The organism is Microbacterium sp. C7(2022), assembly GCF_028823665.1.
In the GTDB taxonomy this organism is placed as follows: Bacteria; Actinomycetota; Actinomycetes; order Actinomycetales; family Microbacteriaceae; genus Microbacterium.
In genome coordinates, this window is the sequence record NZ_JAPEHV010000003.1 from 174360 (window position 1) to 187786 (window position 13427).

A 13427-nucleotide genomic window follows, 5' to 3' on the forward strand; every position below is an offset into this window, starting at 1 on the left:
CCCAGCCTACTCAGCCCAGACGCCCGCCCGATTCACGCAGGTAACACTCGGCGCACATCGATTCGTACGTCACGCGGTCCGCGGTGAGCTCGTCGATCGCCACCTGGTCGCCGTCGAATACGAAGCGCCCGCCGACCAGGCGCGCGTTGAACAGCGCTTTGCGCCCGCACCGGCAGATCGTCTTCAGCTCCTCGAGGCTGTGCGCCAGTTCGAGAAGGCGCCGTGACCCGGGGAAGGCCTGTGTCTGGAAGTCGGAGCGGATGCCGTAGGCCAGCACGGGCACGCCGTCGAGCACCACGATGCGCAACAGGTCGTCGACCTGTTCACGAGTGAGAAATTGCGCCTCGTCGAGGAGAAAGCAGGCGATGTCTGCGCGTAACGCATCCGCCGGTTCAGGGATCAGCGCGTCGGCCATGCTCTGGCGCGCTCGCTCGCGATGCTCGGCGAACAACGCGCGAAGATCGTCGTCGGGCTTGATCAAGAAGTCGACCGTGCGCTTGACGCCGAGCCGACTGTCGATCTGGTCGGCGCCCTTGGTGTCGATCTCGGGCTTTGCCAGCAACACGTGCTGCCCGCGCTCTTCGTAGTTGAAGGCCGCCTGCAGCAGCGATGTGGACTTGCCGGAGTTCATGGCTCCGTAGCGGAAGTAGAGCTTCGCCACGAGCTAGGCCATGAGGTCGAGCGTGCTGGCCGTCTCCTGCAGAACCTTGCGCGCTGCCTCGGGGCGCGGATTCAGCGACTCACCGTAGCTGGGGATCAGCTCACGCAGGCGCGGCTCCCAGCCATCAATCTGCTCGGGGAAGCATGACCGGAGCAGCGACAGCATGATCGACACGGCGGTCGACGCACCCGGCGATGCTCCGAGGAGGCCAGCGATCGATCCCTCGCCGCCGGTGACGACCTCGGTGCCGAACTGAAGCACGCCGCCCTTGTCCTTGTCCTTCTTCATGACCTGCGCGCGCTGACCGGCGTTGAGGAGCTCCCAATCCGCATCCTTCGCGGTCGGCATGAAGGTGCGGAGGCTGTCCACCTTGGCGGCGTGGTTCTTCAGCAGCTCGCCGATGAGGTAGGTGATGAGGCTCGGGTTATCGATCGCGACCTTGATCATCGGCCACAGGTTGCCCGGGCGTACCTGCGAGACGATGTCCCACATCGAGCCGTTCTTCAAGAACTTGGGGCTGAACGTCGCAAACGGGCCGAACAGCAGCGACGTCTCACCGTCCACAACCCGCGTGTCGAGGTGCGGCACTGACATCGGCGGCGCGCCGACCGACGCCTGCGAGTACACCTTGGCCTTGTGCTGCGCAACGATGGCGGGGTTCGAGGTCTTGAGCCACTGACCGCCGATCGGGAACACGCCGTAACCGGAAATTTCGGGGATCCTCGAGCTCTGCAGCAGCTTGATCGCCCAGCCGCCCGCGCCGACGAAGACGAACTTCGCGTTCGTCACGCCGGGCGTGCGCCCCACGGTGTTGCGCCAGTGGAGATCCCACGTACCGTCCTTGCGGCGGCGAAGCTTGCGCACCTCACGGTTGGTGACGACGTTCGCGCCCTTGGCACGCAGGTGGTCGAACATCTGGCGCGTCAGGGCGCCGAAGTCGACGTCGGTGCCGGCAGGCACCCGGGTCGCGGCGAACGGCTCGTCGGCCTTGGGGCGCTTCTGCATGAGCAGCGGTGCCCACTGGTTAATGACGCGCGAGTCTTCGGAGTACTCGATGCCCTCGAACAGCGGTTCCTTCTTGAGCGCTTCGTAGCGCTTCTTCAGGTAGCTGACGTCCTTCTCGCCGCGCACGAACGTCATGTGCGGTGTGGAGTTGATGAACGTCGACGGCCCGTCGAGCACTCCCTCGTCAACCAGTGTCGACCACAGTTGCCGGCTGAGTTGGAACTGCTCGTTGATCGCGATGGCTTTTGCGGCATCCACTTCGCCGTCGGGACCTGCGGGCATGTAGTTCAGTTCGCACAGCGCGGCATGACCGGTGCCGGCATTGTTCCAGGCGTTCGAGCTTTCGAGCGCGACATCGTGCAGGCGCTCGTAGACGGTGATGTTCCAGTCGGGCTGCAGCTCTGACAGCAGGATTCCCAACGTGGCGCTCATGATTCCGCCACCGATGAGAACGACATCCGCCGTCTTGTCACGCCCGTGATTGTTGTTCACAGGGGTTTCGGTCACCGGACAATTCTAGGCGCCATGATCGGCGGCCCTGACCGTACGACCCTCTTCAGGGACGAAACTTCGGGGATTCTTGCTATCCCGGTCCGCTCAGGCGACGCGCGCGCCGAGGTCGGCGGCAACCAACTCAGCGATCTGCACGGCGTTCAGCGCGGCACCCTTGCGCAGGTTGTCGTTCGAGATGAACAGGACCAGCCCCTTGCCCTCCGGCGCCGACTGGTCGGCGCGGATGCGTCCCACCAAGCTCGGGTCGGTGCCCGCCGCCTGCAGCGGGGTCGGAACCTCTTCGAGGCGAACACCAGGGGCGGATGCCAGTACTTCGCGTGCTCGTTCGGGCGAGATGTCGCGGTCGAACTCTGCATGGATCGACAGCGAGTGGCCGGTGAACACCGGCACGCGCACACAGGTGCCGGCAACCAGAAGGTCGGGGAGTTCGAGGATCTTGCGGCTCTCGTTGCGGAGCTTCTTCTCTTCGTCCGTCTCGTTGAGCCCGTCGTCGATCAGGTTCCCCGCGAGCGGGATCACGTCGAAGGCGATCGGCGCGACGTACTTCTCGGGCTGGGGGAAGTCCACGGCGGACCCGTCGTGGACCAAATCCAGCACGTTGTCCTGTGCGAGCACGCCCTCGACCTGACCGAGCAGCTCCTGTGCTCCGGCAAGCCCGGAGCCCGAGACCGCCTGGTACGTCGAGACGATGAGGCGCGACAGGCCCGCTTCGGCGTCGAGCGGTTTCAGCACCGGCATGGCGGCCATCGTGGTGCAGTTCGGGTTGGCGATGATGCCCTTGGGCGGGTTCACAATCGCGTGCGGGTTGACCTCGCTCACCACGAGCGGGACCTCGGGGTCCATGCGCCAGGCGCTCGAGTTGTCGATGACCACGGCGCCAGCCTCTGCGAACCGGGGCGCGTGCGCGCGGCTGCCGGTTGCGCCGGCGCTGAACAGGGCGATCTGGATGCCCGAGGGGTCGGCGGTCGCGACGTCTTCCACGATCACGGTTTCCCCGGCGAATTCGACGGCGGTACCGGCGGAGCGGGCGGTCGAGAACAAGCGCAGTTCGCGAATCGGGAAATTGCGGTCGGCCAGAATCTCACGCATGACCGTCCCGACCTGGCCGGTGGCGCCGACGACGGCGACAGAGAGTCCTGATTCAGAGATGCGGGTCATGGTGGATCCTTTGAAGAAAACGGTTGGTCGAGTTTAGCGGCCGGTGCCGGCGTGGACGACGGCTTCGACGTCGCCGTCGAGTCCATAGGCGGTGTGCACGAGACGTGCGGCGGCCGCGAGGTCGTCGCCGCGGACGACGACCGAGATACGAATCTCGGAGGTGGAGATCATCTCGATGTTGATTCCCGAGATGCTGAGGGCCTCGAACAGAGTCGCCGAGACGCCCGAGTGCGTGCGCATGCCAGCGCCGACGACCGACAGCTTGCCGATCTGGTCGTCGTGGACGAGGCTCGCGAAGCCGACGTCCTGCTGGTCGGCGGCGAGGGCCTTCAGCGCCTGCGCTGCGTCGGATTTGGGCAGCGTGAACGAGATATCCGTACGGCCCGTGTTCGCTGCCGACACGTTCTGCACGATCATGTCGACGTTGGCGCCGGACTTGGCGACGATCTTGAAGATTTCGGCGGCCTTACCGGGCACATCGGGAACACCGATGACTGTGATCTTCGCCTGGCTGAGGTCGGTCGCAACTCCTGCGACGATCGGCTCTTCCATTCCTTCTCCCTCTACCCCTTCGGGAAGCGACATTCCCTCGCCGAGCACGAAGGTGCCGGCGCTCGAACTGAATGTGGATCGTGCGTTGATCAGCACCCCGTGCCTGCGTGCGTACTCCACCGCACGGATGTACAGAACTTTCGCGCCGTTGGCGGCCAACTCGAGCATCTCTTCGGCCGAGACGACGTCGAGCTTCCTGGCGTTGGGGACGACGCGCGGGTCGGCGGTGAAGATACCGTCGACGTCACTGTAAATTTCGCAGACGTCGGCGTTCAAGGCTGCCGCCAGCGCCACAGCCGTCGTATCCGATCCCCCGCGCCCCAGCGTCGTGATGTCGCGAGTGTCGCGGTTGAAACCCTGGAAGCCGGCGACGATGACGATGGCGCCTTCGTCGAGCGCTTCGCGCAGGCGAACCGGCGTGACGTCGACGATGCGCGCGGCGCCATGCGTGGCATCCGTGATCATTCCCGCCTGCGATCCGGTGAAGGAGCGAGCCTCGAACCCCATCGAGTGAATCGCCATGGCCAGCAGCGCCATCGAGATGCGCTCCCCACTCGAGAGCAGCATGTCGAGTTCGCGCGGGGCCGGAATCGGGGCGACTTGCCCGGCCAGGTCGAGCAGTTCATCGGTCGTGTCGCCCATGGCGCTGACCGCGACGACCACGTCGTGGCCGGCGCGCCGGGCGTCGACAATGCGCTTCGCTACGCGCTTGATGCTCTCGGCGTCGGCGACGGACGACCCGCCATACTTTTGGACGATCAGGGCCACGATAGAGCTCCAGGACGCGCCGAATCGGCGCATGTGAGGGATGTGGTCAGGGGGCGATCGGATGCCGCACCCGCGCGTCCATCATATTCAGCCCCTCATGCACCCTCGTTCATGTGACGGCCCAAGTCACGATCGGTACGATCGACGCGGAGAGTCTTCGCTCTCTACGATCACGAAAGCGAGTTGTGCGGATGGCTGCACGCAGTCGGAAGATTCTGCGCCCGTTCGGCAGCTTGGTGCACCCCGACAACGCGACGTCGACCCCCACCGAAGTCCTCACCATCATCGATGAGGTCCTCGCCGTCCACATTCTCGACCTGGCGATCCGGATGGGCGAGACGATGCTGGTCTCGGGCGCTCCGGCCAGCGAAGTCACTCTCACGATCATCCGCGTCGCGGGCGTCTACGGGCTGGACCCCGTGCACGTCGATGTGACGTACAACTCGATCACGGCCGCGCATCATCAAAGCGGCGCGGCGCGCCCCCTGACACTCATGCGGGTGGTGAAGGGTTCGGCACCCGACCACGACAAGCTGCAGCGGTTGCAGGCGTTGTCAGCGTCGATCTCGTCGGGGATGCCGCTCGAGGAGGCGGCCTCGGAGTATCGCCGCATCCGGCGCGCACCGTTCCGGTACCGCCCGATGGTTGTCGTTGGCGCCCAAGCGCTGCTGGCGGTCGGGGTTGCGGTGATGTTCGGGGGAAACTGGCTGGTCATGGTGCTGGCCTTCATCGCCGCGGGCTCGGCCGCCCTCACCCAGTGGGGCATGGCGAAAGCTCGTGTGCCGTACTTCTTCAGCCAGATCGCGGGGGCCTTCGTGCTGACGATGGTCGCCGCGCTCGCCCAACTGCTGACCCTGACCGACTGGGCCGAGGCCGAAGTCGTGCGCCCGTCGATCATCGTTGCCTCGGGCGTGGTGCTCATGCTGGCAGGCCTCACCGTCGTCGGCGCCGCGCAGGACGCGATCGATGGCTTCGCTCTCACTGCTACCGGGCGCATTCTCGAGCTGACCACCCAGACCTTGGGCGTGGTGCTCGGCATCCTGGTGGGTCTGCAGACGGCACGCGTCATCGGACTGGGCATGGAAGCCCCGAGTAGCGCACTCCCCCTGGGCCCGGTTCCTCTGCAGTTCGTCGGCGCAGCGCTCATCGCCGTCGCTGTCGCGGTATACAACGGTGCCCGTTCGAGGATCATCCTCGTCAGCACGGCGCTCAGCATTGTCGCGTGGCTCGGCTATCTCGCCTCGACGGCGGTCGGGTTCGACGTCGCCACTTCGAGTGGCATCGGTGCGTTCGCCGGCAGCCTGGTCGGGATTGTCGTGGCATACCGGTTGCATGTGCCCTCGGTGGCTATCACGACCGCCGCTATTCTGCCGCTGGTACCGGGTGCCGCTGTCTTTCGCGGTTTGCTCATCGTCGTCGAGGCGGGCGGTAGCCCCGGCGAACTGATGGAGGGGTTCGGCACGTTGGTGAGCGCCGGCGTCGTAGGAATCGCCCTGGCGGTCGGGGCTTCGCTCGGTATCTACCTCGGGCAGCCGCTGCGGGGAACGCTGTACAGCCTCACGCGCCCGCGGTCGCGCGCCCGTGTCGGACCGCGCTGACCGAATCGTGCGCTCGGATCAGCTGTCTGCTCACCCGGGCGCGACAGGGGGCAGCTTGCCGGCCCGTTGCGCGCGCATGGTGCCGCCGGTTGCCGCCAACCAGCATCCGACGATGATCAACGGGAATCCCATCAGCAGGCTCGGCGTGATCGCCTCGCCAAGGAGCACGGCACCGAGCAGGATCGCGATCACCGGGTTGACGTAGGTGAACAGGGGCGCCCGAGCCGGGCCCACCCGTGCGATGAGGGCAAAGAACGCCACCAGCGCAAGCGCGGTACAGAACACACCGAGAGCGACCACCGCTGCGGTCGCGTCGAGTCTGAGGTCCGGCAGCGCGCTCTGTGTGATCAGCCCAAAGGGAAGGTAGAAGACACCCACAGACAGAAGCGCCACCGTCACCGTCCCGAGCGAGGGGACGTCTTTCAGTTTGTGCGCCACGATGAACGGCGCCACTGCGTAGAGCACGGCCACCAGGAGCACTTCGCCCACGGCGATGAATCCTGCAGCACCACCAACGGCGAAGCCTGGCCCGGCGACGACGACGGCGACGCCCGCAAACCCGACGATGAGGCCGATCATGCGCACCGGATGAAGGACGCTGCGGTCTCCGCTGAAGGCGAGGGCCGTGAGTGCGGCGAAAAGCGGAACCGTTGAGACCAAGAGGCCGGTCAGCCCGGAGGGGATCGTTTGCTCGGCGTGCCCGAGGAGCAGAAACGGTCCGGCCATCTCGACGGCGCCAAAGGCGAGCACCCACCCGATCTTCCGGAACGCCGGTCGCAGTGCGCGAGCCCGCAGTGCGAAGGGCAACAGAACGAGCCCACCCAGAAGCGTGCGGGCGGCCACGATCGCGGCGGGCGTGTAGTCCGCGACGGCGATCTTGATGAAGAGGTAGGGCATCCCCCACAGCACCGCCATGATGCCGAAGAGGATCCACGCGCGCGTATCGAACCGGACCACGGCGGCGTTCATTCGTTCCTCATCAGACCGAGCGGCGACCTTCGAATGCACGCCCCAGCGTGACCTCGTCTGCGTATTCGAGGTCGCCGCCCACGGGCAGACCAGAGGCGAGCCGTGTCACGGTGATCTCAAGTGTGTGCAGCAGACGGCTGAGGTACGTTGACGTCGCCTCGCCCTCGAGGTTGGGGTTCGTCGCGAGGATGACCTCCTGCACGGTGCCGTCGGCGAGCCGTTGCATGAGCTGGGTGATGCGCAGGTCGTCGGGGCCGATGCCGGCGATCGGGCTGATGGCGCCGCCGAGCACGTGGTAGAGCCCGCGAAACTCGCGCGTGCGCTCGATCGCGGAGACGTCTTTGGCGTCCTCCACCACGCAGATCAGTGTCTGGTTTCGACGGGGATCGCGGCAGATCGAACAGCGATCCTGTTCGGACACGTTCCCGCACAGGTCGCAGAACCGCACCTTGTCGCGCACTTCACTCAAGAGCACGGCCAGGCGCGACACGTCGAAGCTGGGCGACTGCAGGATGTGGAACGTGATGCGCTGGGCCGACTTCGGGCCAATGCCGGGGAGCCTGCCGAACTCGTCGATCAGGTCTTGGACGATGCCGTCGTACATGGGCTAGTTGAACCTCGTGGGTGACTCGTAGGGTTCCTCGCGCACGAAGGTCGCGCCGAGTACTTGACGCACGACGGCCTCGCCGTAGCGCTGAACGCCGTCGTTGCGGGACGTCACGGTGGGGATGATCGGCGGCGCCACGACCGGCGGAACCTGCGCGTCGGGCGGGACATCGGTTGCCAGTTCGTCATCCTCGTCGTCGTCGCGCGCAGCAGCGGGAGGGGGCACAACGGTGCGGGCTGGGATGTCTTCGGGTTCGTCGTCGACGGCGAACTGCGCGGGAGGCGCTGCGAAGGCCGCCGGGCCGGGATCGGGCGGCGGAGCATCGTCATCGGAGGGAATCGGCGCCACCGCCCACTCTGTGACGGGGTCAGCCGAGCGTGGGACGGTGGCTGTTCCTCGGACGATGCTCTCTCGGGGGCCCGCCCCTGGGTCAGGGTCGGAACTGCCAGAGGGAGCCCTGCTCGTGCTGCCCGAGGCAGGAGCGGGCGCGGAAGGCGCTCGGCCGGCACCCTGGTGCGCTGCGCTGGTCGGCATGGATCCGGCCGGCTTCGCGAGGTACTTCACCCGCAGGCCGACGACGCCGATGATCGCTTGACGAAGGTCTTCGCTCGGGCCCTTCCCCGCGTTGAGCTTCTTGAACTTGTCGATGTCGCTCGTGCTCGCGAACGTAAGGGTGAGGACGTCGTCTGCGAGTTCGGCGACCTGCGCGTTGGACACCACCAACCACGACGTGCGGGACATGTTCTCGAGCGCTCCGAGAATCTGCGGCCATGCGGCGCGCATCCGCTCAAGCGTGACCGGACCGGTCGGCGCCTGTGCAGCGGGCGCTGCCACTGCCGGACTGGCTGACGAGACAGTCGGGCTCGCGCCCGGAGCCTGCGCCGAGGAAGCCTGCGCAGATGGGGCCGGTGCGGAGTGCGCAGGTGCCGCGACTTCGTTGGCGGGCATGCGCGGTGGCGCCGCTGCTGGCGCCGAGTGAACCGGCACCGCTGTCTGCTGCGCCGAATTCGCCGGCGCGGCCGCGGCGGGGCTCTGCGGCGCGTCCGCGGGAGCTTGCGCGGAGGCAGGTGCTTCCGCGGGGACGGAAAGCTGCGGCGCCGCGCCGTAAGTGAGAACTCGGGCGACCATGAGTTCGAGTTGCAGCCGGGGCGACGTCGCTCCGGTCATGTCGTCGAGAGTGGCGATCACCAAGTCTGCCGTCCGTGACAGACGAGCCGTTCCCATGGCATCTGCTTGGGTCTGCATTCGGGCGAGGTCTTCGGTCGACACGCCTCTCAGCACCGCCGACGCATCGGAACCGGTGGCCGCGACCACAATCAGATCCCGCAAACGTTCGAGCAGGTCGTCGACGAAGCGACGAGGATCTTGGCCGGTCTGTACGACGCGGTCGACCGCGGCAAAAGCTGCTGCGGCATCCTGCGCAGCAAACGCGTCCACGACTTCATCCAGCAACTCCGCGTGGGTGTACCCCAGAAGCGCGACAGCCCGCTCGTACGCCACGAGCACCTCGCCGTCTTCTGCGCCATCGACGTGTTCCGACCCGGCGATCAGCTGATCGAGCAGGGAGAGCGTGTCTCGTGGTGACCCGCCACCCGCGCGCACGACGAGCGGAAGCACGCCGGGTTCGACATCGACTTCTTCTTCTGCGCACAGGTGTTCGACATACTCGAGCATCGCCGCGGGGGGAACCAGCCGGAACGGATAGTGATGCGTACGCGATCGGATCGTGCCGATCACCTTCTCGGGCTCGGTCGTCGCGAAGATGAACTTCACGTGGGCCGGCGGCTCTTCCACGAGCTTGAGCAGCGCGTTGAAGCCCTGCGGCGTCACCATGTGCGCCTCATCGAGGATGAAGATCTTGAACCGGTCACGAGCTGGCGCGAACACTGCGCGCTCGCGCAGGTCACGGGCATCGTCGACTCCGTTGTGCGACGCCGCGTCGATCTCGACGACATCCAGCGAGCCACCGCCGCCGCGCCCCAGCTCGACGCAACTATCGCAGGTGCCGCACGGCGTGTCGGTCGGGCCTTCCGCGCAGTTGAGGCAGCGCGCGAGGATACGAGCGGACGTCGTCTTGCCACACCCGCGTGGGCCGGAGAACAGATAGGCGTGGCCGACTCGGTCGCCGCGCAAAGCGGTCATGAGCGGGTCGGTGACCTGGGACTGCCCGATCATCTCCCCGAACGCTTCGGGACGGTAGCGGCGGTAGAGGGCTGTGGTCACTCCCCCAGCCTACGGCGTGGCTCAGACATCGTGGGGGCCGTTCTCCCCACGCGGACGGTCACCCGCAGCATCCATCGACTCACGCATCGACGCCATGATCGACGTCGCCCGTCGCGCCCACCACGGGGATCGCGGTCGTGACCGTCGGCACCGAGGCTGACAGCAACGAGCCGTCTTCGCGCCGCTGGTTCTTGAAGGTCTCCAGCGAGGGCTTGCCCCGACGCACCGGCCCCTGATCGGCGAGCGCAACGCGCACCGTCTGACCGGGCGACACGACATACCCGTCACCACGCACGCTGAAGGAGACAGGTGAGCCTTCGTCACTTGCGGTGATGGAGATCTCGTCGCGCGTGACCTCGACCGTCAGCCGAGTGCCGTGCCAGTGCGCGCGATACGACAGCGATGGCCAGCTCTCGGGCAGGCGCGGATCGAACGACAGCTCGCCGAAGTGATCGCGCATTCCACCGAATCCGCTGACGAGCGCCGTCCAGACACCACCGGCCGATGCGACGTGGACTCCGTCGGAGGCGTTGTGGTGCAGGTCGGCAAGATCGACGAAGAGCGACTGGCGGAAGTAATCCAGTGCGAGGTCCTGATAGCCGACTTCGGCGGCAAGGATTGCTTGCACAACTGCTGAGAGAGTCGAATCGCCCGTGGTCAGCGCGTCGTAGTACTCGAAGTCAGCCAACTTCTCTTCGGCCGTGAAGTGGTTGCCCTGGAGGAAGAGCGCGAGCACCACATCCGCCTGCTTCAGCACCTGATAGCGGTAGATGACGAGCGGGTGATAGTGAAGCAGGAGCGGACGCTTGTCGGCGGGCGTGTTCTCCAGATCCCAGATTTCACGCTCGAGGAAGACGTGATCCTGAGGGTGGATGCCGAGCGCCTCGCTGAAGGGAATGTGCATGGCTTCGGCCGCGCGATCCCACGACTCGGCCTCGCCCTCTTCCAGCCCGAGGCGGTCGACCATACGGCGGTACACCTCGCCGTCGACCTCTTGCATCTCACGAATCGTGCGCGCGGCGAATCGCAGGTTGAACCGCGCCATCACGTTTGTGAAGAGGTTGTCGTTGACGACCGTGGTGTATTCGTCGGGCCCGGTCACTCCGTGGATGTGGAACGAGTCGCCCTCGCTCTCGTGGGAGCCGTCGCTGGATCGCCAGAAGCCGAGCGTGGCCCACAACCTTGCCGTCTCGACGGCGATGTCGACGCCCTCGTGATGCAGGAATTCGGTGTCGCCGGTCGCCCGCACGTACTTGGCCAGCGCAAAACTCACGTCGGCGTTGATGTGGTACTGCGCGGTGCCAGCGGCGTAATACGCCGATGCTTCTTCGCCGTTGATCGTTCGCCACGGGAACAGCGCCCCGGCCTCGTTGAGCTGGTACGCGCGCCGCCGTGCGGCCGGCAGCATGAGGTACCGCATGCGCAGGGCGTTGCGCGCCCATAGGGGTGAGGTGTACGCCAAGAACGGCAGGACGTAGATTTCGGTGTCCCAGAAATAGTGACCCGAGTAACCCGATCCGGTGACGCCCTTCGCAGGGACGCCCTGCCCGTCCGCGCGTGCGGCGGCTTGCGCCAACTGGAACAAGCACCATCGGGTCGCCTGCTGCAGTGCGTCGTCACCCGGGATCTGGACGTCCGAGCGGTCCCAGAAGTCCGTCATCCACTCGCGCTGGCGCGCGAACTGCGCGTCGACGCCCTGCTCCATTGCGCGGTCGACCGTGCGACGGCACCGGTCGACGAGCTCGCGCGCGGGCACGCCTCGCGAGGTGTGGTACGCCACGAGCTTTGTGACCTTGACCGGCACTCCGGCCTTCGCCTGCACGCGGAAGACGTTCTTCGCGATGTCGGGCTCGATCAGGCGACGCGCGTTGAACTCGTTGGTTGTCTCGACCACGTGATCGGCCACCACGGCCAGCGTCATTCCCGACTCGGCCACGCGATACGACAGCGCCGAGCGCGATTCGTCCTGCCAGTACTCCTGGGGTTCGAGCACACGCTCGTGGATGCGCTCGGCCTTTCGCGGGTCGAAGCCGGCCTTCTTGGGGGCAGTCGGGGTGCCGCCGTAAACGTCCTCGCCATCCTGTCGGTTGATCAGCTGGCAGCTGATCGTGACGGGCGCATCGTCGTTGAGGACCGTTACTTCGACGGTCATGATCGCGAGATGCTTCTCAGCGAACGAGACCATCCGCTCGAACTCGATACAGACGTCTTTTCCGGACGGCGTCATCCAGCGGATGTGGCGCTTCAGCACGCCCTCCCGCATGTCGAGAACCCGCTCGTACTCGCGCACGTCGGCGAGATCGAGCGAGAGCGGTTCGTCATCGACGTAGACGCGCATCACCTTCGCGTCGGGCGCGTTGATGATCGTCTGCCCGACCTCGGCGAATCCGTACGCCTGTTCTGCATGCCGAATCGGGAATGTTTCGTGGAACCCATTGATGAAGGTGCCGTACTCGAGCCCGTGCCGACCTTCGGGGTTGTTCCCGCGAAGCCCCAGGTAGCCGTTGCCGGTGGCGAACAGCGTCTCGGTCACACCCACGTCTTCAACGTTGACCGACGACTCGACGAGCCGCCACGGGTCAGCGGGGAAGCGGTCGCGATCGATCATGCAGGTGTCTCCTTCGCGGACGGGATGAATTCGGCGAGGTCCTGGACGACGACGTGTGCGCCCGCCTCGATCAGTGCCTCGGATCCGGCGCCGCGGTCGACCGCTACGACCAGCGCGAACGCGCCCGCCGCGGCCGATGCGACTCCGCTCAGGGCGTCTTCGACGGCAGCCGAACGCGCGGGGTCGACGCCCATCATGCGCGCGGCTTCTACGAACACGTCGGGCGCGGGCTTGGATGAGAGTTTGTCGCGCTCGGCAATCACGCCGTCCATCACGACAGGAAAGCGATCGCGGATGCCGGCGACCGCGAGCACCTCTTCGGCATTCTTCGAACTCGACACCACCGCGACAGGCGTGCCGGCAGCGGCGAGCGCGTCCAACAGCGCAAGTGAGCCGGGGTAGGGGGCGATGCCTTCGTCGCGCAACACGCGTTCGAAGAACTCGTTCTTGCGATTCCCGATGCCGCACACGGTGTCCCGTGAGGGGTCATCATCGGGTGCGCCCCACGGCACCTCGACATCACGGGAGCGCAACAGGCTCGCGACACCGTCGTAGCGCTTCTTGCCATCGAGATAGTCGAAGTAGTCGCGCTCGGTGTAGGCCGGTGAGATGTCCCATTCGGCGAAGAGCTGGGTGAACATCGTCTGCCACGCGTGCATGTGCACCTCGGCGGTGGGTGTGAGCACACCGTCCAGGTCGAACAGCACGGCGTCGTAGGTCGTCAGGTCGGGCAGTGCATTCGCGGTCACGAGACCTCCAACGAGG

10 protein-coding genes are annotated in these 13427 nt (G+C 66.2%); 1 reads left to right on the plus strand and 9 read right to left on the minus strand.

What is annotated here, in order from left to right; all coding sequences use genetic code 11:
- Positions 1–10: 10 nt before the first annotated feature.
- The 4 genes from ON062_RS05040 to ON062_RS05055 form a co-directional block, all read right to left on the minus strand.
- Positions 11–661 (minus strand): thymidine kinase, encoded by a 651-nt coding sequence (locus tag ON062_RS05040; protein WP_274646044.1) that lies wholly within the window; start codon positions 659–661, stop codon positions 11–13.
- Between the two features lie 3 nt (positions 662–664).
- A complete protein-coding gene (locus ON062_RS05045) occupies positions 665–2173 on the minus strand; it encodes a malate:quinone oxidoreductase (RefSeq protein WP_274646045.1) in 1509 nt (502 codons plus the stop codon).
- Between the two features lie 90 nt (positions 2174–2263).
- Positions 2264–3337: an aspartate-semialdehyde dehydrogenase gene (locus ON062_RS05050; protein ID WP_274646046.1), complete on the minus strand. Its 1074-nt coding sequence runs from the start codon at positions 3335–3337 to the stop codon at positions 2264–2266.
- Between the two features lie 33 nt (positions 3338–3370).
- Positions 3371–4657 (minus strand): aspartate kinase, encoded by a 1287-nt coding sequence (locus ON062_RS05055; RefSeq protein ID WP_274646047.1) that lies wholly within the window; start codon positions 4655–4657, stop codon positions 3371–3373.
- A gap of 191 nt (positions 4658–4848) precedes the next feature.
- Here ON062_RS05055 and ON062_RS05060 point away from each other — a divergent pair, with 191 nt between their 5' ends.
- Positions 4849–6255, plus strand: coding sequence for a threonine/serine exporter ThrE family protein (locus tag ON062_RS05060; protein WP_274646048.1), 1407 nt, complete (start codon positions 4849–4851; stop codon positions 6253–6255).
- 30 nt (positions 6256–6285) lie between these two features.
- Here the strand turns inward: ON062_RS05060 and ON062_RS05065 are convergent, their stop codons facing one another.
- The 5 genes from ON062_RS05065 to ON062_RS05085 all read right to left on the minus strand — a co-directional run bounded on the left by ON062_RS05065 (position 6286) and on the right by ON062_RS05085 (position 13411).
- The gene (locus ON062_RS05065) at positions 6286–7224 is read right to left on the minus strand and encodes a DMT family transporter (RefSeq protein WP_274646049.1); all 939 of its coding nucleotides are present in this window, start codon (positions 7222–7224) and stop codon (positions 6286–6288) included.
- 10 nt (positions 7225–7234) lie between these two features.
- Positions 7235–7828 (minus strand): recombination mediator RecR, encoded by a 594-nt coding sequence (recR, locus tag ON062_RS05070; protein WP_274646050.1) that lies wholly within the window; start codon positions 7826–7828, stop codon positions 7235–7237.
- Between the two features lie 3 nt (positions 7829–7831).
- Positions 7832–10054: a DNA polymerase III subunit gamma and tau gene (locus ON062_RS05075; protein ID WP_274646051.1), complete on the minus strand. Its 2223-nt coding sequence runs from the start codon at positions 10052–10054 to the stop codon at positions 7832–7834.
- Between the two features lie 79 nt (positions 10055–10133).
- Positions 10134–12662, minus strand: a complete 2529-nt coding sequence (locus ON062_RS05080) for a glycoside hydrolase family 65 protein (protein WP_274646052.1) — start codon at positions 12660–12662, stop codon at positions 10134–10136.
- Complete coding sequence (locus ON062_RS05085; protein ID WP_274646053.1) at positions 12659–13411, minus strand: beta-phosphoglucomutase family hydrolase; 753 nt, start codon at positions 13409–13411, stop codon at positions 12659–12661. Before ON062_RS05085 ends, ON062_RS05080 begins: the two co-directional genes overlap by 4 nt.
- Positions 13412–13427 lie beyond the last annotated feature (16 nt).

Coding starts and splice junctions, on each gene's coding strand:
- ON062_RS05050 (WP_274646046.1), bottom strand. CDS start 3,337: ATGACCCGCATCTCTGAATCAGGACTCTCTGTCGCCGTCGTCGGCGCC.
- ON062_RS05060 (WP_274646048.1), top strand. CDS start 4,849: ATGGCTGCACGCAGTCGGAAGATTCTGCGCCCGTTCGGCAGCTTGGTG.
- ON062_RS05065 (WP_274646049.1), bottom strand. CDS start 7,224: ATGAACGCCGCCGTGGTCCGGTTCGATACGCGCGCGTGGATCCTCTTC.
- recR (WP_274646050.1), bottom strand. CDS start 7,828: ATGTACGACGGCATCGTCCAAGACCTGATCGACGAGTTCGGCAGGCTC.
- ON062_RS05080 (WP_274646052.1), bottom strand. CDS start 12,662: ATGATCGATCGCGACCGCTTCCCCGCTGACCCGTGGCGGCTCGTCGAG.